At 65.5% G+C, this 20,961-nt stretch carries 20 protein-coding genes; 10 read left to right on the forward strand and 10 right to left on the reverse strand.

The window, feature by feature from the left end:
- Positions 1-17: 17 nt before the first annotated feature.
- Together PDMSB3_RS11965 and PDMSB3_RS11970 are read right to left on the reverse strand one after the other, a co-directional pair.
- On the reverse strand, positions 18-1,013 hold the full coding sequence (locus PDMSB3_RS11965) for a DMT family transporter (protein WP_165186268.1): 996 nt from the start codon (positions 1,011-1,013) through the stop codon (positions 18-20).
- Positions 1,010-1,249 (reverse strand): hypothetical protein, encoded by a 240-nt coding sequence (locus tag PDMSB3_RS11970; RefSeq protein ID WP_007181421.1) that lies wholly within the window; start codon positions 1,247-1,249, stop codon positions 1,010-1,012. Before PDMSB3_RS11970 ends, PDMSB3_RS11965 begins: the two co-directional genes overlap by 4 nt.
- Before the next feature lie 320 nt (positions 1,250-1,569).
- Here PDMSB3_RS11970 and dapC point away from each other — a divergent pair, with 320 nt between their 5' ends.
- The 6 genes from dapC to cls all read left to right on the forward strand — a co-directional run bounded on the left by dapC (position 1,570) and on the right by cls (position 7,916).
- Entirely contained in the window at positions 1,570-2,787 is a 1,218-nt protein-coding gene (gene dapC, locus PDMSB3_RS11975; protein WP_007181420.1) for a succinyldiaminopimelate transaminase, read from the forward strand.
- Between the two features lie 70 nt (positions 2,788-2,857).
- Entirely contained in the window at positions 2,858-3,685 is an 828-nt protein-coding gene (gene dapD, locus PDMSB3_RS11980; RefSeq protein WP_007181419.1) for a 2,3,4,5-tetrahydropyridine-2,6-dicarboxylate N-succinyltransferase, read from the forward strand.
- Positions 3,685-4,050 carry an ArsC family reductase gene (locus PDMSB3_RS11985; protein ID WP_007181418.1) on the forward strand — a complete coding sequence of 122 codons (366 nt, stop codon included), beginning with the start codon at positions 3,685-3,687 and terminating at the stop codon, positions 4,048-4,050. The genes dapD and PDMSB3_RS11985 overlap by 1 nt, the downstream gene beginning before the upstream one ends.
- A 227-nt stretch (positions 4,051-4,277) precedes the next feature.
- On the forward strand, positions 4,278-5,417 hold the full coding sequence (dapE, locus tag PDMSB3_RS11990) for a succinyl-diaminopimelate desuccinylase (protein WP_035518560.1): 1,140 nt from the start codon (positions 4,278-4,280) through the stop codon (positions 5,415-5,417).
- A 17-nt stretch (positions 5,418-5,434) separates the two neighbouring features.
- On the forward strand, positions 5,435-6,319 hold the full coding sequence (gene prmB, locus PDMSB3_RS11995; protein ID WP_165186271.1) for a 50S ribosomal protein L3 N(5)-glutamine methyltransferase: 885 nt from the start codon (positions 5,435-5,437) through the stop codon (positions 6,317-6,319).
- Positions 6,320-6,464: 145 nt separating this feature from the next.
- Positions 6,465-7,916 (forward strand): cardiolipin synthase, encoded by a 1,452-nt coding sequence (cls, locus tag PDMSB3_RS12000; protein WP_007181415.1) that lies wholly within the window; start codon positions 6,465-6,467, stop codon positions 7,914-7,916.
- 46 nt (positions 7,917-7,962) lie between these two features.
- Here cls and PDMSB3_RS12005 read toward each other — a convergent pair whose 3' ends face one another.
- A complete protein-coding gene (locus tag PDMSB3_RS12005) occupies positions 7,963-8,442 on the reverse strand; it encodes a glutathione peroxidase (RefSeq protein ID WP_007181414.1) in 480 nt (159 codons plus the stop codon).
- Between the two features lie 135 nt (positions 8,443-8,577).
- Between PDMSB3_RS12005 and PDMSB3_RS12010 the strand changes: the two genes are divergently transcribed.
- Both PDMSB3_RS12010 and PDMSB3_RS12015 read left to right on the forward strand, forming a co-directional pair.
- Positions 8,578-10,551 carry an ATP-binding cassette domain-containing protein gene (locus PDMSB3_RS12010; RefSeq protein ID WP_007181413.1) on the forward strand — a complete coding sequence of 658 codons (1,974 nt, stop codon included), beginning with the start codon at positions 8,578-8,580 and terminating at the stop codon, positions 10,549-10,551.
- 109 nt (positions 10,552-10,660) lie between these two features.
- A complete protein-coding gene (locus PDMSB3_RS12015) occupies positions 10,661-11,719 on the forward strand; it encodes a CaiB/BaiF CoA transferase family protein (protein ID WP_165187468.1) in 1,059 nt (352 codons plus the stop codon).
- 140 nt (positions 11,720-11,859) lie between these two features.
- Here the strand turns inward: PDMSB3_RS12015 and PDMSB3_RS12020 are convergent, their stop codons facing one another.
- From PDMSB3_RS12020 to alr, 3 genes are all read right to left on the reverse strand, one after another.
- Positions 11,860-12,138, reverse strand: a complete 279-nt coding sequence (locus PDMSB3_RS12020; protein ID WP_007181411.1) for a DUF2866 domain-containing protein — start codon at positions 12,136-12,138, stop codon at positions 11,860-11,862.
- Positions 12,139-12,281: 143 nt separating this feature from the next.
- Complete coding sequence (gene radA / locus PDMSB3_RS12025; RefSeq protein ID WP_007181410.1) at positions 12,282-13,658, reverse strand: DNA repair protein RadA; 1,377 nt, start codon at positions 13,656-13,658, stop codon at positions 12,282-12,284.
- Between the two features lie 107 nt (positions 13,659-13,765).
- Positions 13,766-14,836, reverse strand: a complete 1,071-nt coding sequence (gene alr, locus PDMSB3_RS12030; protein WP_007181409.1) for an alanine racemase — start codon at positions 14,834-14,836, stop codon at positions 13,766-13,768.
- Positions 14,837-15,054: 218 nt separating this feature from the next.
- Between alr and lplT the strand changes: the two genes are divergently transcribed.
- The gene (gene lplT / locus PDMSB3_RS12035) at positions 15,055-16,362 is read left to right on the forward strand and encodes a lysophospholipid transporter LplT (protein WP_007181408.1); all 1,308 of its coding nucleotides are present in this window, start codon (positions 15,055-15,057) and stop codon (positions 16,360-16,362) included.
- Between the two features lie 58 nt (positions 16,363-16,420).
- Positions 16,421-17,227, forward strand: coding sequence for a bifunctional hydroxymethylpyrimidine kinase/phosphomethylpyrimidine kinase (gene thiD, locus PDMSB3_RS12040; RefSeq protein ID WP_007181407.1), 807 nt, complete (start codon positions 16,421-16,423; stop codon positions 17,225-17,227).
- A gap of 59 nt (positions 17,228-17,286) precedes the next feature.
- On the opposite strand, the gene PDMSB3_RS12045 is transcribed toward thiD, so the two are convergent.
- From PDMSB3_RS12045 to tsaB, 4 genes are read right to left on the reverse strand one after another with little or no spacing between them, the layout of a single operon-like run.
- The gene (locus PDMSB3_RS12045) at positions 17,287-18,357 is read right to left on the reverse strand and encodes a DUF1853 family protein (RefSeq protein ID WP_165186274.1); all 1,071 of its coding nucleotides are present in this window, start codon (positions 18,355-18,357) and stop codon (positions 17,287-17,289) included.
- A complete protein-coding gene (locus PDMSB3_RS12050) occupies positions 18,357-19,532 on the reverse strand; it encodes a uracil-DNA glycosylase (protein WP_165186277.1) in 1,176 nt (391 codons plus the stop codon). The genes PDMSB3_RS12045 and PDMSB3_RS12050 overlap by 1 nt, the downstream gene beginning before the upstream one ends.
- A complete protein-coding gene (gene rimI, locus PDMSB3_RS12055) occupies positions 19,519-20,013 on the reverse strand; it encodes a ribosomal protein S18-alanine N-acetyltransferase (protein WP_007181404.1) in 495 nt (164 codons plus the stop codon). The genes PDMSB3_RS12050 and rimI overlap by 14 nt, the downstream gene beginning before the upstream one ends.
- Positions 20,010-20,840 carry a tRNA (adenosine(37)-N6)-threonylcarbamoyltransferase complex dimerization subunit type 1 TsaB gene (gene tsaB / locus PDMSB3_RS12060; protein ID WP_165186279.1) on the reverse strand — a complete coding sequence of 277 codons (831 nt, stop codon included), beginning with the start codon at positions 20,838-20,840 and terminating at the stop codon, positions 20,010-20,012. The genes rimI and tsaB overlap by 4 nt, the downstream gene beginning before the upstream one ends.
- Positions 20,841-20,961 lie beyond the last annotated feature (121 nt).

Here is a 20,961-nt window from a genome sequence, read left to right on the forward strand (position 1 = left end):
CGGCCAATGAGGGGCAATCATACCATCGCGCGTGGACGGTTCTTGCCGTCCTTGCGCTCGCCGGGGTCGGCACCGCGCTCGCCGGCGAGGCTCGCGTCCTGAATGGCCGGATCGGGCGGCATGGCCTTGGTCCGATGCACCCAACTGGAGAGCGCCGAGGCCAGCACGATGCACACGCCGCCCGCCCATTCGCGCGGCCCGGGCGTCTCGCTGGCGAAGAGCCAGGCCGACAACGCCGTGACCACGATCTCGAACAGCATGATGATCGACGCCCGGTTGGCCGGCACACGCGCGAGCCCGTACTGCACCAGCATATTGTTCGACGCCAGCAGAAAACCGAGGCCGAGCACCAGCCACGCGGCCGTGCCGAGATGCGCGCCGGTGGGCGGCGCGGGCATCGCCTCGAACAGCGAAGCACAGGCGCTGAAAATCGCCGCGCCGCCGAAGATCGTCGCGGTGCGCATTTCCGGCTTCATGTCAGGCAGCACGCGGCTCGTCTTGAGAATCAGCACGTTGCTCATGGCGAAGCCCATGCCGCCCGCGAGGCCCGCCCATTCGGCGAGATTGCCGGGCACCGGAATGCCCAGTTGCGGCGACCACAGCATGGTCATCGCACCGACGAGCGACAGCGCGGCGAGACCCGCGCCCGCCCAGGTGAGCCGCTCATGCAGGATGAAGTGCGCGAAGAGCGCGGTCCACGCCGGGGTGAGATAGAACAGCAGGAGCACGCGCATCACCTGGCCGTGAATCGAGCCCCACACGAAACCGAGGTTGGTGATGCCCGCCGCCAGCGCGAGCGCCGGCAGCAGCCAGTGCCAGCGCACGGTCCTGAGCGTTCGATAGCGCACCAGCAGCACAAACAGGCAGCCGGCGCCGCTCGTCAGCGCACTGGCGGCCGTGCCGGTCACGCCGAGGGCCGCCAGCATACGCAATGGATACCAGATCATTCCCCACACGGACGCGCCGAGCATGATCGCGAGCGTCGGCCAACTGTTGCGAAGCCAGCTGGTCATGGTGCGGGGCTCCTTGCAGCGGCGTTCGGCGTGTTTCCGTCGCGGACCGCGGTGCTCGTTGCAAAGGCGCTGGTGAAGTTCGGGCCGAGCACCGCGGCGTGTCTCGCCAAAGCGCCGGTGAAGTTCAGACCAAGGGCTGCGGCGTCTCTCGCAAAAGCGCCGGCGAAGTTCAGGCCGAGCACTGCGGCGCTCCTGCGCCTGTTCTGTGCGGATTTCTCCAGGACTGCTGCGTACATTGCTGCTCCTGCTACTTTCTTGCGCGAACCGCCTACGGTTCGCGTTGTTCCCGCTGCAGCGCATTGCCTGCGCCGCCTGGCGGGTTGCGCCGTGATTCGCCGGCGCGCTGTTGCTGGTCCATTGCGCGGGTGGCTACGCGCCGCGACATGCCCGACGCGCCCTGCTCACCACGCTATAATCATCTGCTCGCCGCTGCCGTCTGTCCGGCGCCTTTGTTGCCTGGGTGCCTTGGTCCGCCTCGTGCACTCAACGCCGGCATGCGTGCTTCGCTTTTCCTGCTTCCATCAGCGCTCATCTTCGATCAGGCTCGATCCGCCCAGTGAACCCGCTACTCGACTCCCTTCAGCCCTACCCGTTCGAAAAGCTGCGCGCGCTTTTCAAGGACGTCACGCCGAACGCCGACCACGCGCATATCAGCTTCGGCATCGGCGAGCCGAAACATCCCACGCCCGCGCTGATCCGCGACGCCGTGGTGGCCTCGCTCGGCGGCTTGTCCGCGTATCCGGCCACGATCGGATCGCCCGCCTTGCGCGAGTCGATCGCGAAGTGGGTCACGCAGCGCTACAACCTGCCACCGGTCGATCCGGCCACCCAGGTGCTGCCGGTATCGGGTTCGCGCGAGGCGCTGTTTTCCCTCGCCCAAACGGTGCTCGACCCGAAAAAGAATGCCGGCGGCGAGCCTGCGATCGTACTCTGTCCGAACCCGTTCTACCAAATCTACGAAGGCGCGGCGATTCTAGCCGGCGCGCAGCCGTATTTCGTGAATAGCGACCCGGCGCGCAACTTCGCCTGCGACTACTCGGCGGTGCCGGCCGACATCTGGGCGCGCACGCAACTGCTCTATGTCTGCTCGCCCGGCAATCCGACCGGCGCGGTGCTCACGCTCGACGACTGGCGCGAACTGTTCGCGCTGTCGGACCGCTACGGCTTCGTGATCGCCTCGGACGAGTGCTACTCCGAAATTTACTTCGACGAGGCCAACCCGCCGCTCGGCGGCCTGGAAGCGGCCCACCAACTCGGCCGCGGTTTCGAGCGGCTCGTCATGCTGTCGAGCCTGTCCAAGCGCTCGAACGTGCCGGGCATGCGCTCGGGTTTCGTCGCGGGCGACGCGGCGATTCTCAAGGACTTCCTGCTCTACCGGACCTACCACGGCACGGCCTTGTCGACGGTGTTCCAGAATGCCAGCATCGCGGCCTGGAACGACGAAGCGCACGTGCGCGAGAACCGCGCGAAGTACCTGCAGAAGTTTTCCACCGTCACGCCTATGCTCGCCGAGATACTCGACGTGCGCCTGCCGGACGCCGCGTTCTACCTGTGGGCGGACGTCTCGCGCACGGGCCTCACGGATACCGTGTTCGCCCAGCGCCTCTACGCCGACTATAATGTGACGGTTCTGCCGGGCTCGTTCCTCGCGCGCACTGCGCACGGCGTGAACCCCGGCCGCAATTTCGTGCGCATGGCGCTGGTCGCCGACGTCGACGAATGCACGCAGGGCGCGCAGCGGATCGTCGATTTTTGCCATGCGCTGGCGGGTTAGGGTTCGTCAACGGCCGCTGCGCACCGCATCCCCTTCTTCAGACTTCAACTCTCTTCGATAAAGCACGCATATGTCGCAACAACTTCAGCAGATCATTGACACCGCCTGGGAAAACCGCGCCGAGCTGTCGCCGAAGGCCGCTCCGGCCGACGTGCGCCAAGCCGTCGCCCACGCCATCGAGCAACTGGACAAGGGCCTGCTGCGCGTCGCCGAGAAGAAAGACGGCGACTGGGTCGTCAATCAGTGGCTGAAGAAAGCCGTGCTGCTGTCGTTCCGCCTGGAAGACAACGCGCCGATGCCGGCCGGCGGTTACTCGCAGTTCTACGACAAGGTGCCGTCGAAGTTCGCCAGCTACACCGCTGAAGACTTCGCCGCCGGCGGCTTCCGCGTGGTGCCGCCCGCCATTGCGCGCCGCGGCTCGTTCATCGCGAAGAACGTCGTGCTGATGCCGTCGTACACCAACATCGGCGCCTACGTGGACGAAGGCACGATGGTCGACACGTGGGCCACCGTCGGTTCGTGCGCGCAGATCGGCAAGAACGTGCACCTGTCGGGTGGCGTGGGCATCGGCGGCGTGCTGGAGCCGCTGCAGGCGAACCCGGTCATCATCGAAGACAACTGCTTTATCGGCGCGCGCTCGGAAGTGGTGGAAGGCGTGATCGTCGAAGAAAACTCGGTGATCTCGATGGGCGTGTACCTCGGCCAGAGCACCAGGATTTACGACCGCGAAACCGGCGAAGTCACGTACGGCCGCATTCCGGCGGGTTCGGTGGTGGTGGCGGGCAACCTGCCGTCCAAAGACGGCACGCACAGCCTGTACTGCGCCGTGATCGTCAAGAAGGTGGACGCCAAGACGCGTGCGAAGGTCGGCCTGAACGAGCTGCTGCGAGGCGACTGATGGCACGCGGCACCAAAACCGTCGTCTACGGCATTCCGAACTGCGACACCGTGAAAAAAGCCCGCGTGTGGCTGGAAGAGCACGGCGTCGAGTTCGAATTCCACGACTTCAAGAAACACGGCGTGACCGAACCGCTCGTGCAGGACTGGCTGAAGGACGTGAAGCTCGACACCTTGCTGAACCGTCGCGGCACCACATGGCGCGCTTTGTCCGACGACATGAAAGCGGCCGCGGACACGCAGTCGGGTGCGATCGCGTTGATGATCCACAAGCCGTCGGTGATCAAACGGCCTGTGCTGGTGGTCAACGGGCGCGTCAAGTCGCTCGGTTTTTCTGCGGACGAGTACGCAGCGCTGTTTGCGTAAGAGCAGCACGGTTCGTCAGATCCGGCGCGCGCAGAGCGCAGCGCCGGATCTGGTAGTCGTCTGGTGCGAATCCTGGCGCCGGCGCCGCAAACGCAAACGCAAACGCAATACGTAGTGAAACCGCAGTGAAACGCGGCCTTGGCCGCGTGGCTCAAAAGCAGTTGCCGGCTGCGGTGTTCGACCGCCAGCCGGCATTTTTTCATTTCAAAGTGGCTTGTATCGAATCCATGTCCGGCACCCTCGCCCTTACCGAACAACTGATCGCGCGCGCCTCCGTCACGCCCGACGACCAGCATTGCCAGCGCCTCCTGATCGAACGCCTGGCCGCGCTCGGCTTCGAGCACGAGACGATCGAATCGAACGGCGTCACCAACCTGTGGGCCGTCAAACGCGGCGTCGACGGCACTGCTGGCAAGCTGCTCGCGTTCGCCGGCCATACCGACGTGGTGCCGACCGGCCCGCTCGAACAATGGCACTCGGCGCCGTTCGAGCCGACCCATCGTGACGGCAAGCTGTACGGCCGCGGCGCGGCGGACATGAAAGCGTCGATCGCGGGCTTCGTGGTGGCGAGCGAGGAGTTCGTCGCCGCGCACCCGGCGCACCGCGGCTCGATCGCCTTCCTGATCACGAGCGACGAAGAAGGCCCCGCCACCGACGGCACCATCAAGGTCGTCGAGGCCTTGCAGGCGCGCGGCGAGCGCATGGACTACTGCATCGTCGGCGAACCGACTTCGAGCGCGCAGCTCGGCGACATGGTGAAGAACGGCCGGCGCGGTTCGATGTCGGGCAAGCTGATCGTCAAAGGCGTGCAAGGCCATATCGCCTACCCGCATCTGGCGAAAAACCCGGTGCATCTGCTCGCGCCAGCGCTCGCCGAACTGGTGGCCGAACGCTGGGACGACGGCAACGAATATTTCCCGCCCACCACGTGGCAGGTGTCGAACATTCACAGCGGCACCGGCGCGACCAACGTGATTGCCGGCCATGCGGACGTGATGTTCAACTTCCGCTTCTCGACGGCAAGCACGGTGGAAGGTTTGCAGGCCCGCGTCCACGCGATCCTCGACAAACACGAGCTCGACTACGACCTGCAATGGACCGTGAGCGGCCTGCCGTTCCTCACGCCGCGCGGCGATCTGTCGAACGCGCTCGCCACGGCGATCAAGGACGAAACCGGCGTTACCACCGAACTGTCGACCACCGGCGGCACCTCGGACGGCCGCTTCATCGCGCGCATCTGCCCGCAGGTGATCGAATTCGGCCCGCTGAACGCCAGCATCCACAAGATCGACGAACATATCGAAGTCGCACACATCGAGCCGCTGAAAAACGTGTATCGCCGCGTGCTCGAACAACTGATTGCGTGACCCAAGGACTATTTGCGATGACGCTCCCGTTTTCCACCGTTCGCGACCTGCTGCGTTTCGCGGTCTCGCGCTTCAACCAGGCCGATCTGTCGTTCGGCCACGGTTCGGCCAATGCTTACGACGAAGCCGCCTATCTGGTCCTGCACACGCTGCATCTGCCGCTCGATCTGCTGGAGCCGTTTCTCGACGCGCGTTTGAGCGCCGCTGAAATAGACGCCGTGCTGAACGTGATCGAGCGCCGCGCCACCGAGCGCGTGCCGGCCGCTTACATCACGCAGGAAGCCTGGATGCACGGCTTCCGCTTCTATGTGGATGAGCGCGTGATCGTGCCGCGCTCGTTCATCGGCGAATTGCTGCAGGACGGTTTGCAGCCCTACGTGGAAGATCCCGAGCAGGTAAGCGCCGTGCTGGAGTTGTGCACCGGCTCGGGCTGCCTCGCGATTCTCGCGGCCCACGCGTTTCCGAACGCGGACATCGACGCGGTGGATCTGTCCGCGCCCGCGCTGGAAGTCGCCATGCGCAACGTCACGGACTACAAACTCGACGACCGCATCGCGCTGTTCGAAGGCGATCTGTACGCGCCGCTCGCCGAGCGCCGCTACGACGTGATCATTACCAATCCGCCGTACGTGAACGCGGCGTCGATGCAGGAACTGCCCGCCGAATACCGGCACGAGCCGGATATGGCGCTGGCGGGCGGCGCCGACGGCATGGACATCGTGCGCCGGATCATCGCCGATGCGCGCAACTGGCTCACCGACGACGGCGTGCTGGTCGTTGAAATCGGCAATGAGCGTCAGCACGTGGAAGCGGCGTTTGGCGGCCTCGATCTGGTCTGGCTGTCGACCAGTGCCGGCGACGACAACGTGTTCCTGATCCAGGCGGCTGATTTGCCGGTCTGAAGTTTTGCTGCATTCGCGCACGAAACCACGAAGCCTGACCGGAACGCGCCCCCAAAGCACGCACGTTCGGTAAGATAGGCGCGGTCAGCTACCCGGCGCTCATCGAACCGGCCCGGGTAGCGCTTCGCCAACCCTTCGTCCACCTATGCAATTCGACCTGCTTCACATCGGCACGCTGGTCGCCCTCTGCCACATTCTCGGCGTGGTCGCGGCGTGTCATGCGATTCTCAACACCCGCACGTCGCAAGGTGCGATTGCGTGGGCCGTGTCGCTGGTCGCGATGCCTTATCTGACGCTGGTGCCGTATCTGTTCCTCGGCCGCAGCAAGTTTGCCGGCTACGCGGACGCGCGCCGGGTCGAGAACGAACTGCTGCGCACGCGCGCGCATCCGCCGGAATGGGACACGCAGGCTTCGTCGGAAAGGCTGCCCACGCAGGAGCTCGGCGGCAGGCTCGTGCATTCGCTCACGCGCCTCGGCGGCATGCCGTTTCTGCCCGGCAACACGGTGCGCACGCTGGTCAACGGCGCGGCAACCTTCGAGGCCATCTTCCAGGCGATCGAGGGCGCGCGCCGCTACGTCATCGTGCAGTTCTTCATCGTGCGCGACGACGCGCTCGGCGAAATGCTCAAAGACACGCTGATCGCAAAAGCACAGCAAGGGGTGCGCGTCTACTTCCTGTACGACAGCATCGGCAGCTTCGATCTGCCCCACCGCTATGTGGCAGCACTGCGCGCGGCGGGCGTGGAGACGCATCCGTTCGCTACCCATCGCCGCTTCGTCAACCGTCTGCAAGTGAATTTCCGCAATCACCGCAAGATCGTTTCGGTGGACGGCGAACGCGCGTTTGTCGGCGGACACAACGTGGGCGTGGAATATCTGGGCGGCAAGCCGCCGCTTTCGCCGTGGCGCGATACGCATATCGAAGTGCGCGGCCCGGCGGTCGCCAGCATCCAGTTCGTGTTCACCGAAGACTGGCACTGGGCCACCCAGCGGTTGCCCGAGTTCGACATACCACCCGCTCCGGCCGCCGATCCCGCGGCCGGCCAGGGCATGCATTGCCTCGTCGTGCCTAGCGGCCCGGCGGACAAGCAGGAGACCTGTTCGCTCTTTTTCGTCGAAGCGATCAATGCGGCGCGCGAGCGGATCTGGATCACCTCGCCCTACCTGATCCCCGATGAAGCGGTGTTCTCGGCGTTGCGGCTCGCGGTGCTGCGCGGCGTGGACGTGCGCATTCTGATTCCGAGCCGGCGCGATCACCTCGTCGTGTTCGCCGCGTCGAAACTGTATGCGTATGACTCGCTGCGCGCGGGGATCCGGATCTTCCGCTACCAGCCGGGCTTCCTGCATCAGAAGGTCGTGCTGATCGACAGCGTGGCTGCGGCCATCGGCAGCGCCAATCTCGACAACCGCTCGTTCCGGCTGAACTTCGAGATCATGGTGCTGACCGTGGATCGCGGCTTTGCCAAAGAGGTCGAAACAATGCTGCTGGCCGACTTCGCCGAATCGCGCGAAATCGACCGCAATGAATACCGGCAGGCAGGCGCCTTGAAGCGCGTGCTGATGCACGTGGCGCGGCTCTTTTCACCCATCCTGTAGAGGCCGCCGTGACGCAACGCCAAGCCGCCGTCGCCGTACCGTGGCTTCACAGCAGCTTTTCGATATCCTCGGTAATCGCCTCGGGCTTCGTCAGCGGCGCATAACGCTTCACCACATTGCCCTCACGGTCAATCAGGAACTTGGTGAAGTTCCACTTGATCGCCTCGAGACCCAGCACGCCCGGCGCCTCGCCCGTCAGATAACGGAATAGCGGATGCGCGTTCGCACCGTTCACGTCCACCTTGTCGAACATCGGGAACGTCACGCCGTAATTCTTTTCGCAGAAGCTGCCGATCTGCGCGGCGTCGCCCGGCTCCTGCTTGCCGAACTGGTTGCACGGAAAGCCGAGTACCGCGAGCCCGCGCGCCGCGTAGGTCTCGTACAGCTTTTGCAAGCCGGCGTATTGCGGCGTGAACCCGCATTCGCTCGCCGTGTTGACGATCAGCAAAACCTTGCCGCTATATTGCTCGAGGCTCACTTCCTCGCCGCCGAGCGTGCGTGCCGAAAACGAATAAATCGATGTCATGGGCTCCCCCCGTGAAAGCCGTCAGTCTATGCCAAAAGCTGCGCCGGTACAGTCGGCCGAATGACCGATCCCGCTTGAGCGCCCGGTGTCGGGCCCGGCAGTCTAAAATAGCGGTTTTCTCCAGCCGGCCTCTTCGTGATCCGCTTTAACCAGTTCAGCCTCGCGCGCGGCACCAAGCCGCTCTTCGACCACACCACGTTCACCCTCAACCCCGGCGAAAAGGCCGGCCTGGTGGGGGCGAACGGCGCGGGCAAGTCGACGCTGTTCGCCGTGCTGCGCGGCGAACTGCATGCGGACGGCGGCGATTTTTCAATCCCGCCGACCTGGCAGATCGCCCACGTCGCGCAGGAAACGCCTGCCGCGGACAAGACCGCCCTCGCCTACACGCTGGACGGCGATGCCGCGCTGCGTACGATCGAAGCGCGCATTGCCGCCGCCTCCGCCGCCCATGACGGCGCGGCCGAAGGCGAAGCGCACGCCGCGTTCGCCGACGCCGACGGCTACACCGCGCCCGCGCGCGCCGAAGCGCTGCTGCTCGGTCTGGGCTTCACGCTCGAACAGACGCGCGAACCGGTCAGCAGTTTTTCAGGCGGCTGGCGCATGCGGCTGAATCTCGCGCAGGCGCTGATGTGCCGCTCCGACCTGCTGCTGCTCGACGAACCGACCAATCACCTGGATCTCGACGCGATCGTCTGGCTCGAAGACTGGCTGCACCGTTATCCGGGTACGCTGATCGTGATCTCGCACGACCGCGAATTCCTCGACTCGGTCTGCAATGTCACGCTGCATCTGGAGCAGCAGCAGATCAAGCGCTACGGCGGCAATTATTCGCAATTCGAAGTGCTGCGCGCGCAGCAGATCGCGCTGCAACAAAGCGCGTACGAAAAACAGCAGCGCACGGTCGAGCATCTGCAAAGCTATATCAACCGCTTCAAGGCGCAGGCCACCAAGGCGCGCCAGGCGCAAAGCCGCGTCAAGGCGCTGGAAAAGATGGAGCTGATCGCGCCGGCGCATGCGGCCTCGCCGTTCACGTTCGAGTTCCGCACCCCCGATTCCGCGCCGAATCCGATGATGGTGATGGAAGACGTGCGCTGCGGCTATCGCAGCGAGAGCGAACCGGGCGTCGAGATTCCGATCGTCGACCACGTCATGCTGTCCATCCAGAACGGTCAGCGCATCGGCCTGCTTGGCGCAAACGGCCAGGGCAAGTCCACGCTGATCAAGACGCTCGCCGGCACGCTCGAACCGCTCGGCGGCCACGTGCGGGAAGGCAAGGGGCTGCGCATCGGCTACTTCGCGCAACACCAGCTCGAAACATTGCGTCCGGACGACACGCCGTTGCAGCACCTCGCGCGCCTCGCACCGGACACGCGCGAACAGGAATTGCGCGACTTCCTCGGCAGCTTCAATTTTTCCGGTGAGATGGCGACCTCGAAAATCGCGCCCTTCTCCGGAGGCGAAAAGGCCCGCCTCGCGCTCGCGCTGATCATCTGGCAAAAGCCGAACCTGCTGCTGCTCGACGAACCGACCAACCACCTGGATCTCGAAACGCGTCACGCGCTGACTATGGCGCTCGCGCAGTTCGAAGGCACGCTGATTCTGGTGTCGCACGACCGGCATCTGCTGCGTGCCACCACTGATCAATTCATGCTGGTCGCGAAACATCGCCTGCAAGAGTTCGACGGCGATCTCGACGACTACCGCGACTGGCTGCTGCAACATGCGGCCGAACAACGCGCCGCGCTCAAGGCGGGCACGGCGTCGAACGCTGGCAATGGTGGCAATGGAGGCAACGGCAGTGACGGCGGCGCGGACAACGGCGTGAACCGCAAGGAACAGCGGCGCCTCGAAGCCGAAACGCGTCAAAAGCTCGCGCACCTGAAAAAGCCGCTGCAAAGCCGGATTACGAAGATCGAAAAGGAAATGGACGCGCTCAACGCGGAGAAGACGACGCTCGACGCGTTCGTCGTCGATCCGGCGAGTTACGAGCCCGGGCAGAAAAGCAAACTGACGGAGGCGATCCGCCGTCAGGCAGATGTGAACGCGCGCCTCGAAGCGCTCGAAGCCGAATGGCTCGAGACGCACGAGGAACTCGAACAGATCGGCTAGCGGCACGCTGTTTCAGGTCCGCGCCGGCATCGACGAGAGGTTGGCTTTGTCTTCTGCGACATCATCCGTCTCACCGCCTGCATCATCGGCCACACCGACACCGCCCGCGCTGCAAGGACTGCGCGTGCTCGACCTGACGCGCCTGCTGCCGGGCCCGGTTGCCGCCTTGCGGCTTGCCGAGCTGGGCGCCGACGTGCTCAAAATCGAAGCACCCGGCGCCGGTGACCCCACCCGCACGATGATGCAATCGTCGAGCGACCGCGTGGCGGGCCGGCCCGGCGCGTTTTACCGGCTGGTGAATCGCGGCAAGCGCGAAACGCGCCTCGACCTCAAATCCGAGGCGGGACGCAACGTGCTGTGCGCGCTCGCCGCCGAAGCGGACGTGCTGATCGAGAGTTTCCGGCCCGGCGTGATGGAGCGGCTCGGCATCGGCTACGAAACGTTGCATGCCATCAATCCCCGGCTGGTCTATTGCGCAATCAGCGGATATGGCGCGAGCGGGCCGTTCGTCGACCATGCCGGCCACGATCTCAACTACATCGGCTACGCAGGCGTGCTCGATCAACTGGCGGGCCGCGACGGCGCGCCGATCCTGCCGAATTTCCAGATCGCCGATCTGCTCGGCGGCGCCCTGAGCGCGGTCACGCAGATTCTCGCGGCGTTATGGCATGTGTCGCGCGGCGGCGAAGGCCGCTTCGTCGACGTGTCCATGACGCATGTCACCTACGCGCACAACGTCGTGGCGCAGGTCGCGCTCGCCAACGACGGCGCGGCGCCAGCGGCCGGCGGCAGTCTGCTGAATGGCGGCGTGCCCTGCTACAACCTCTACCGCACGCTCGATAACCGCTGGCTCGCGGTCGGCGCGCTCGAACTGAAGTTCTGGGAAACGCTCTGCATGGCGCTCGACCGGCCCGAATGGGCGACGCGCCACTGGAGTCTCGGCCAGGCCATCGGCGGCCCGGACGCCGCCGCGCTCACGCAGGAACTCGCCGACGTGATCGGCAAGCGTGCGCTGGAAGAATGGGTTGCGATGCTGGAGCCGCTCGACTGCTGTGTCTCGCCGGTGCTCACGCCGGCCGAGGCGGCGCGGCATCCGCTGTTCAATCCGCAGGCTGACGATACGGCGAATGCGGGCGGCGAAGACGAGGAAGAGCGGTCGATCCGGTAACGTGGGGATATGTGCGCTGCGGGTACTGTTCAGTTTGAGCGGCAAATCTGCAGTCGATCCGCGCAGCGCGCTCGTCTCAGTTCGTCTCACAACGAGAACCGCCCAATACTTTCCGTCGCGGCCCACCCGCCCTAACAACCTCAGCGCCGCGCCACCGTCTGCCGCGGCAAGGTCTGACGCGGCGTCTTTTCATCGTCGTACAGCATGTGCTTACGGCCTTCCACATGACGGTCGATGGTCGCACGGACTTCGGCGGCGGTGGCGTCTTCGGCCACGACTCGCCGTGAAATCTGCCCCGCTGTGTCGATCCATTCGACGATCCGGCAGGCGCCGCCCCATGGCTGGCGAATGGGCGCGGAGACACGGCAGCCGCGCACCTGTATTGGCCGCTCGGCTACGGTTTCATATGACTGTTTCAAGGCGCGATCCTTTTTCGGGCATCAGAAGGGATGCAGACCCTCGCAGCTTAGGAAAAAGGAATGTCGGGTAGGTTACAGCCAATATGGAGATATTTACCGGCCATTACGGAACGGCGGGCGCCCCGAAACGCCCGAAGCCCCGTCTATTCGAGCGTGCGGACCCGGTCGATGGCCTGTTCGATCCGCTCGACCGCAACGACCTGTAAGCCTTCTATCGGCTGCTTTGGCGCATTGGCCTTGGGAATCACCGCGACGGAAAAGCCCAGTTTGGCGGCTTCCTTCAAACGTTCCTGACCGCGCGGCGACGGCCGGATTTCGCCGGCGAGGCCCACTTCTCCGAACACCACCAGGCCCTTGGGCAGCGGCTTGTTGCGCATGGACGAATGGATCGCGAGCAGCACGGCCAAGTCGGCAGCGGGCTCGGTAATCTTCACCCCACCCACGGCGTTCAGGAACACGTCCTGATCGAAACAGGCGATGCCGGCGTGACGATGCAGCACCGCCAGCAGCATCGCGAGCCGGTTCTGTTCCAGACCGACCGCGAGGCGCCGCGGATTCGGCGCGTTGGCGGCGTCCACGAGCGCCTGCACTTCGACCAGCAGCGGCCGCGTGCCCTCCTGCGTCACCAGCACGCAGGAACCCGGCACCGACTGCTCGTGCTGCGACAGAAACAGCGCCGACGGATTGGCCACGCCGCGCAAGCCGCGCTCGGTCATGGCGAACACGCCGAGTTCGTTGACCGCGCCGAAGCGGTTCTTGATCGCGCGCACCAGACGGTACGACGAATGCGTGTCGCCCTCGAAGTACAACACCGTGTCGACGATGTGTTCGAGCACGCGCGGCCCCGCCAGCGCGCCTTCCTTAGTCACGTGGCCGACCATGATGATGGTGGTGCCCGACTGCTTGGCGATCCGTGTAAGCTGCGCGGCGCACTCGCGCACCTGGGCGACCGAGCCCGGCGCGGAAGTCAGCGCGTCGGAATAGACCGTCTGGATCGAGTCGATCACCGCGACATCGGGTCGCTGTTCGGCGATCGTCGCCTGGATTTTTTCCAGCTGGATTTCCGCCAGCAGTTGCAGCTCGCTCGCCTTCGAGCCCGGCTCCAGCAACGAAAGTCGTTGCGCGCGCAACGCAATCTGCGCAGCGGATTCTTCGCCGCTGATATAGAGCGCGCGTTTGTCGGCGGCGATTTCCGCGAGCGATTGCAGCAACAGCGTCGATTTGCCGATGCCCGGATCGCCGCCGATCAGCACCACGCCGCCCGGCACCAGACCGCCGCCCAGCACGCGGTCGAACTCGCTCACGCCGGTGGTGAAGCGCGGTATGTCGGACGCTTCGATATCGGCGAGACGGCGCACCGGCGCGCTCTTCGCGAGCGACTGGAAACGATGCGTGGAAGGCGCTTCCGCCACCGACTCGACCAGCGTGTTCCACGCATTGCACGAGGGGCACTGGCCGGCCCATTTCGGCGATTGCCCGCCGCATTCACTACAGATGTACACCGTCTTGGGTTTAGCCACGCGCTTGTTGCCTGAATTGCTGTTGTTTGGATTGACACATTGAGACGCTCGATGGGCGACCCGTTGGCCGCCGTGCCGCACCGCCCTTGGCCCCTTTAACCGCGCCCTTACTCCGCGCGCACCGGCACGCGCGGTGCCACGGCGCACATCAGCTCATAGCCGATGGTGCCGCAGGCCTGCGCGACGTCGTCGATCGGCAGCGCGTTGCCCCACAGTTCGACGCGCGAGCCGACGTTGGCGGTTGGAATCGGCGTCAGGTCCACGGTGAGCATGTCCATCGAGACGCGCCCGACGATCCGCGTGCGCACGCCCTCGACGATCACCGGCGTGCCTTCCGGCGCGACGCGCGGATAGCCGTCCGCGTAGCCGCACGCCACCACGCCGATGCGCATCGAGCCGCGCGCCTTGAACGACGAACCGTAGCCGACCGTATGGCCTTCGTTGAGCGTTTGCACGGCGATCAGTTCCGAGGCGAACGTCATGGCCGGTTGCAACCCCGTGCCTTCGATCGCCGCCGTCACGCCGGACGGCGACGCGCCGTACATGATGATGCCCGGACGCACCCAGTCGAAGTGCGTGGCAGGATGCCACAGCGTAGCCGCCGAATTGGCCAGGCTGCGCGCGCCGGCAATGCCCTGCGCGCCACGCTCGAACGCCTCCACCTGGTAGTCGACGCCGCGGTCGCCGTCGGCGTCCGAGAAATGGGTCATCAAGGTGATCTGGCCGACGCCTTGGGCAGCGCGCGCCCGCTCCCACGCGGCGCGGAATTTCTCCGGCGTATAGCCGAGGCGGTTCATGCCGGTGTTCATCTTCAACTGGATGTTGACCGGTTTTGACAGGCGCGCCATTTCGAGCATGCGCAACTGTTCGTCCGAATGAAGCGCGGTGGTCAGGCTGTAGCGGTCGATCACGTCGATATCGGTCGGGCGGAAAAAGCCTTCAAGCAGAAGAATGGGCCCGGCCCAGCCCAATTCACGCAACTTCACGGCTTCTTCCAGGTCCAGCAACCCGAAGCCGTCGGTTGCGCGCAGGCCCGGAAAAACACGTGCAAGGCCGTGCCCGTATGCATTGGCCTTGACGACGGCCCATATTTTGGATTTCGGCGCGTAACGCCGGGCGACGGCGAGATTATTGGCGAGGGCGGAGGTGTGAATCGTGGCTGAAAGGGGGCGCGGCATGGGATATTTTCGTAAAGACGCTTGCGAATCAGCGGCTTACCGGGCGTTTTCGGCGCTCGGCAGCCCGCTGGGCGGTGCGATCAAGGATTTTGCTAGTCCGAATCCAGCTATTTTCGTGATATAAAGCCGTGCGCACAACCCATTTCGAACGGCATAAGCCCGGACGCTCAACCAGCGGCCGGGGCGGACAGACCGCAGCGAGGACAGCATCGCATCAGATGAAAAAAGGTTTTTACACCATCATGGCCGCGCAGTTTTTTTCGTCGCTGGCCGACAATGCGCTTCTGATCGCCGCTATCGCACTGCTGAAAGATCTTCACGCCCCGAACTGGATGACGCCGCTGCTCAAGTTGTTCTTTGTGCTGTCGTATGTCGTACTTGCAGCCTTCGTGGGCGCCTTCGCCGACTCCCGTCCGAAAGGACGCGTGATGTTCGTCACCAACACCATCAAGGTGGTCGGCTGCATTACCATGCTGGTCGGCGCGCATCCGTTGATTGCGTACGGCATTGTGGGTTTCGGTGCGGCGGCCTATTCACCCGCCAAGTACGGCATTCTCACCGAGCTGCTGCCGCCTGACCGGCTGGTCGCCGCGAACGGCTGGATCGAAGGCACCACCGTCGGCTCGATCATTCTCGGCACCGTGCTCGGCGGAGCGCTGATCAGCCCGCACATCGCCGCGCCGATCCTGCGGCAGCACATTCCCACCGTCAACACACCCGCCGAGGCGGCGATGCTGGTCATCATGGCCATCTACGTCATTGCCGCGCTGTTCAATCTGCGTATTCCCGACACTGGTGCGCGCTATCCGAAACAGGAGCGCGGCCCGATCAAACTCGTCACCGATTTCGCCGACTGTTTTCTCGTGCTGTGGCGCGACAAGCTCGGCCAGATTTCGCTCGCCGTCACCACCCTGTTCTGGGGCGCCGGCGCGACGCTGCAATTCATCGTGCTGAAGTGGGCCGAGGTGTCGCTCAACATGTCGCTCTCCGAGGCGGCGATCCTGCAGGCGGTGGTCGCCGTGGGCGTGGCGGCCGGCGCGATTTTCGCGGCTTCGCGCGTGCCGTTGAAGAAGTCGCTTTCGGTGTTGCCGGTCGGCATCATGATGGGCATCGCCGTGATGCTGATGGCCTTCTACACGCGCGACCTGTTCCCCGCCCACTGGGGTCTCTATTTCGGCCGCATGCATGTGCCGGGCTATCTGATCGTCGCGTATATATTCCTGATGATCGTCGGCGGCCTGTCGGGCTTTTTCGTCGTGCCGATGAACGCGCTGCTGCAGCATCGCGGGCACGTGCTGCTGTCGGCGGGTCATTCGATCGCCGTGCAGAACTTCAACGAAAACCTGTCCGTGCTCGTCATGCTGTGCCTGTACGCCGTGCTCGTGTGGCTGGACGTGCCGGTCACGGCGGTGATCGTGCTGTTCGGCACGTTCGTCTGCGTGATGATGTGGTTCGTCATGCGGCGTCACCAGGCCAATCAGCGCGCATTCGACTCGGTCGCGCTGATCGGCGAAGTCAAGCACTGATCCGCGGCGGGTTTCCGCTCGCGTCGAAGCCCGCGCCTTCTTTCTTCCTCGCTTTGCCATGACTCAACCGATTCCCAATGTGCTGACCATCGCCGGTTCCGATTCCGGCGGCGGCGCCGGCCTTCAGGCCGACCTGAAGGCTTTCTCGGCGCTCGGCGCCTATGGAGCGAGCGTCATCACCGCGCTCACCGCGCAGAACACGCGCGGCGTCACCGCGATTCACACGCCGGACCCCGGCTTCGTCACCGCGCAGCTCGACGCGGTGTTCGACGACATCCGCATCGACGCGGTGAAGATCGGCATGCTGGCGAACGCGCCGATCGCCCGCGCAGTGGCCGACGCGCTGCGCCGGCACAAGCCGAAGCACGTCGTGCTCGACACGGTGATGATTTCGAAGAGCAACCATGCGTTGCTGCTGCCGGACGCGGTCGCGGCGGTGCGCGACGAATTGCTGCCGCTCGCCGATCTGCTCACGCCCAACCTGCCGGAAGCCGCCGCACTGCTCGGCGTGCAAGCCGCAACCGACGAAGCCGGCATGGTCGAGCAAGGCGAAGCGCTGCGTGCGCTCGGCGCCCGCGCGGTGCTGATGAAAGGCGGCCATCTGAGCGCGGCGGACAGTCCGGACTGGCTGGTGCAGGAGAGCGGCGCGCTGCGTCTGGGCGGCCCGCGTGTGCCGGTGAAAAATACGCACGGGACGGGCTGCACGCTGTCGTCGGCGATCGCGGCGCTGATTCCGCAACGTAGCGATCTGGCGAGCGCCGTCGCCGATGCGAAGCAGTATCTGACCGGCGCGCTGCAAGCGAGCGATCGGCTCGACGTCGGTAGCGGCGTCGGGCCGGTGCATCATTTCTATCGGTGGTGGTGAGGGGCGTCGGGGCTGACGGGCTGGGTCGGCCGTCTTATGCAGCGTTTTTTTAACCGCTGCTACTGCTGCGCGTAGTTCCGGGCCTGCTCCGGCCACTCGTCCGGCACGATAAAGCCGCGCGAGCGCTCGATCAGGTTGCCCGCGCTGTCCTCGGCGAACGCGGCGACCATCGCCGGGCCGGGCTGATGCGACGTTTGGCCGGCGAGCGTTGGCGCATCGACGAAACTCAAGCCCGCGCTTTGCGCCTCATCGGCTGAATGCCGCTGCGGCGCGAGCCATTCCAGCCGCGGCAGGGTGCGCCACTTCTGCGTAGCAGCGGCCGCGAACGCCAGCCAGTCGCTGCGCGTGACCCACCAGCCACGGCCATGCGCCGGATCGAGTTCGACAGGATCGGACGGCGTTTCGCCGTGCCGGTAAAACAGCCAGCCTTTGATGAACATCTGCGGCGTCCACGGCCCCGGATAGCCGACCGAGGCAAACTCCTCACGTGCGCTCAACGGCAGTTGATGAGCCAGCACATGGGCGAGCTTGAGGTCGAAACGGTCTTTCAGGTTCGGGCCGACGTAGTTGGATAACTGAGCGAGTGACGACGTGGGTGACGGCGTGGATGGCGACCCGGATGACTGAGCGGACAACGGCGCAATCGACTGCCCCCGCTCTTCGCCTGCATGCAGATAGCACTTGACGGCCAGTTCCCAATGCAGCCGCGCGCCCCGCTGCGTCTGGACCAGAAAATCGCATTCGCCGAGCGTGACGCCCGCACGCCGCAACGGCACGCCCGCGACCACCAGCCGCGCCGCCGGTCCGTGCTGGAGGAACCAGCCGAGCAGCCGTTCGGCGTAGCGGCCGAGTCGCGTGATGCGCGTCGCCGCGAGGTCGTGATGCAGGGGCTCGGGTGCGGCGTCGAGCGCGCGCAGCCAGTCGACGGTCGCCTGCGCTTCCTGCTGCGTCTCAAAGGGATTCGCCAGCACGCCCACCGGTGGTTGCGGGCGCAACAGATCGGCACTCAGCAGCAACCATGCGAGAGCGCGCACGGAAGGATCATGCAAGCTGTCGAGCAGCGTGGCGCGGCTCGCGGCATCGATGCCGGGCGCGCCGGACGAACCGGCCGCCGCTCCCCCGGCAGTCATCACTTCGACGCGTTCGACGGCGCACCGCACGCCGCACGCCACGTGTCGCGCGCGAGGCACAGATCGGCCCAGGCTTTCGCCTTGTCGGGCAGGCTGCGCAGCAGATACGCCGGGTGGTACGTCACGATCACGGGCACCCCTTCGTATTCATGCACGCGGCCTCGCAGCGACGAAATGCTCGCGTCGGTTTTCAGCAGGCTTTGCGCCGCAAAGCGGCCCAGCGCGACGATCAGCTTCGGCTTGACCAGCGCCACCTGACGTTGCAGATACGGCTCGCAACGCGCGACTTCGTCCGGTTCGGGATTGCGGTTGCCGGGCGGCCGGCATTTGATCACGTTCGCGATATAGACGTTGGTGTCGCGCGCGAGCGTCAGCGAACGCAGCATGTTGTCGAGCAGCTTGCCGGCCTGGCCGACGAACGGCTCGCCCAGACGGTCTTCGTTCTCACCCGGCGCTTCGCCGATCAGCATCCAGTCGGCACCGCGATCGCCGACGCCGAACACCGTGCTCCTGCGCTTCTCGCACAGACGGCACAGCCGGCAGGCGGCGACGCGCTCGCTCAGCGCGTCCCAGTCGAGGGTGTGGATTGCTGGGGCTGGGGGGGCTGCGTCGGGTGCGTCTGCCGGCGCGTGGGTCGGCAGGTCGTCGAACCATGCGAAATCGTCTTCCGGTGGGGCGTCGAATGCCGGCGGCTCGGGTGTTCGGGATGGTTGCTGCGGTTGCTTGGGCTGACGCGTTTCGGCGGGCGTTTGTGCCCGGCCTGGCTCCGCCTGCGCCGCATCCTGTGCAGGCAGCGCGTGGCGTTCGCTCTGTGCCGGCGCGGCATCGGCCCGTCGTGCATCGCCTGCTCGCAGCGCGGGCGGCGCAGTTTCCTGCGTGCGCACTGCCGCCGACGCACTCTCCCGCGAGCGCGCGGCGGGCGGCGCAGTTTCCTCTGCAAGCGCAGAGGCCGGCGCGGCTTCCTGCGAGTGCGCGCGCGCGGCGGGCGGCAACCCGCGCACATCGTCACGGCTCGTACCCTGGCCGGCCGTGTCGCCAACGCCCTGCGCGGCTCCGGCTCCGGCTCCGCCTTCGGCCTGTGCTTCAGCAGCCGCTTGCGAGGCCGCCGCCAACCCGCGACGCACCCACAGCGGCGCGAGTCCGAACTCTTCCAGTACCAATTCATGCAGCGCCATCTGCGCCCTCCGTGGCAAACGAGAAACGCATGACGATGGCGTCCTCCCGGCTGCGATGTCGCGCCGGATAATAGTTTTTGCGCCGGCCGATCGACGTAAAGCCGAAGCGCTCATACAACCGGATCGCCCGATGATTCGACGGCCGCACTTCCAGCAACAGGCCCTCGAGTTTTTCGGCGCGGGTAATGCGCACCGCTTCGCGCAGCAGCGCGAGCCCGGCACCGGCGCCTTGCGCAGCCGGCGTCACGCACAGATTGAGCAGATGCATTTCGTCGACGACCGGCATCAACACGCAATAGCCGATCAGCGTGCCCGTGACATGGCGAAGGCAGACGCCGAAGTAACCGTTGCGCAGCGAGTCGCCGAAATTGCCTCGGCTCCAGGGAAACTCGTAGGCGATCTTTTCGATGGCGGCGACTTCGTCCAGATCGCCTTCGGTCATCGGCGACATGTACCGGTCCGCGAGCAACACGCCACTCATTGCCGGCCCTCGCCGTGAGGGACATCGTGCGCGATTCTGGCGGCTTTTTCGGCTTTTTCGGCTTTTTCGGCTTTCTCTGCGACGCGCTCGGCTGTGGTCTGGGCGACCTTGTCGCGCACGTACTCCGGCGCGGCCTGATCGGCGGGTACCGTGCGGCCGGCGCGAAACGCGCGCAGCGCGGCGTGGGCGAGCGGCACGGCGTGCGGCAACGCTTCGCCATCGACGCTGTGCGCCGCGGCGAGCGCGGGCAGTCGCGCGCCGAAGGCCGCGGCGGCGTTGCCCGCCAGCGTGAACGGAACGCCGGGCAACACGAGCCCGTCCGGCGCATCGAGCGAAGCCCGCTGGACGGTGCGCCATTCGCTTTGCGCTTCGTCCCAGGCGTAGTCGGCCCAATAAACTTCGTCCATGCGGGCGTCGAGCGCGGCAAGCACGCGCGCGGCCGACGGATCGCGCATACGCGCGCTTTCGGCACACGCGAGCAGCGTGCTGATCGGTACGACCGGCAGGTTCAGGCCGAATGCGAGGCCTTGGGCGACGCCGGTCGCCGTACGCAGGCCAGTGAACGAGCCGGGACCGGAGCCGAACGAGATAGCGTCGCAGTCCGCCAGTTTCAGGCCGGCTTCGTCGAACAGTTCGCGAATGGCGGGAAGCAGACGCGTGCTGGACACCGCGCCAGTTTGCTCGTGGCGCACCCAGACGCGCGGTTCGGTGCGTAGCGGCCCGGAGGCGGCAGGCGCGGCGCCAGTTGCATGGCCAGCGGCCGACAGCAGTGCCACCGAGCAGAATTCGGTTGAAGTATCGAGGGCGAGGAGCACAGTTTCAGTCATGGACCGTATTGTAATCGGCACTGCGCGCGCGAATGTGGTTTGGCTTGCGGCGTGGATGGTTTGCATGGTTTGGCTTGCGCCTCTAGATAGTCCGGATTTTCCCCTCGGGTGATCCGGCTCC

It is taken from the genome of Paraburkholderia dioscoreae (assembly GCF_902459535.1).
GTDB lineage: Bacteria > Pseudomonadota > Gammaproteobacteria > Burkholderiales > Burkholderiaceae > Paraburkholderia > Paraburkholderia dioscoreae.

Coding starts and splice junctions, on each gene's coding strand:
- cls (WP_007181415.1), top strand. CDS start 6,465: ATGCAATTCGACCTGCTTCACATCGGCACGCTGGTCGCCCTCTGCCAC.
- PDMSB3_RS11970 (WP_007181421.1), bottom strand. CDS start 1,249: ATGTACGCAGCAGTCCTGGAGAAATCCGCACAGAACAGGCGCAGGAGC.
- thiD (WP_007181407.1), top strand. CDS start 16,421: ATGACTCAACCGATTCCCAATGTGCTGACCATCGCCGGTTCCGATTCC.
- PDMSB3_RS11985 (WP_007181418.1), top strand. CDS start 3,685: ATGGCACGCGGCACCAAAACCGTCGTCTACGGCATTCCGAACTGCGAC.
- dapE (WP_035518560.1), top strand. CDS start 4,278: ATGTCCGGCACCCTCGCCCTTACCGAACAACTGATCGCGCGCGCCTCC.
- lplT (WP_007181408.1), top strand. CDS start 15,055: ATGAAAAAAGGTTTTTACACCATCATGGCCGCGCAGTTTTTTTCGTCG.
- alr (WP_007181409.1), bottom strand. CDS start 14,836: ATGCCGCGCCCCCTTTCAGCCACGATTCACACCTCCGCCCTCGCCAAT.
- PDMSB3_RS11965 (WP_165186268.1), bottom strand. CDS start 1,013: ATGACCAGCTGGCTTCGCAACAGTTGGCCGACGCTCGCGATCATGCTC.
- tsaB (WP_165186279.1), bottom strand. CDS start 20,840: ATGACTGAAACTGTGCTCCTCGCCCTCGATACTTCAACCGAATTCTGC.
- dapD (WP_007181419.1), top strand. CDS start 2,858: ATGTCGCAACAACTTCAGCAGATCATTGACACCGCCTGGGAAAACCGC.
- prmB (WP_165186271.1), top strand. CDS start 5,435: ATGACGCTCCCGTTTTCCACCGTTCGCGACCTGCTGCGTTTCGCGGTC.
- PDMSB3_RS12005 (WP_007181414.1), bottom strand. CDS start 8,442: ATGACATCGATTTATTCGTTTTCGGCACGCACGCTCGGCGGCGAGGAA.
- rimI (WP_007181404.1), bottom strand. CDS start 20,013: ATGAGTGGCGTGTTGCTCGCGGACCGGTACATGTCGCCGATGACCGAA.
- PDMSB3_RS12050 (WP_165186277.1), bottom strand. CDS start 19,532: ATGGCGCTGCATGAATTGGTACTGGAAGAGTTCGGACTCGCGCCGCTG.
- PDMSB3_RS12045 (WP_165186274.1), bottom strand. CDS start 18,357: ATGACTGCCGGGGGAGCGGCGGCCGGTTCGTCCGGCGCGCCCGGCATC.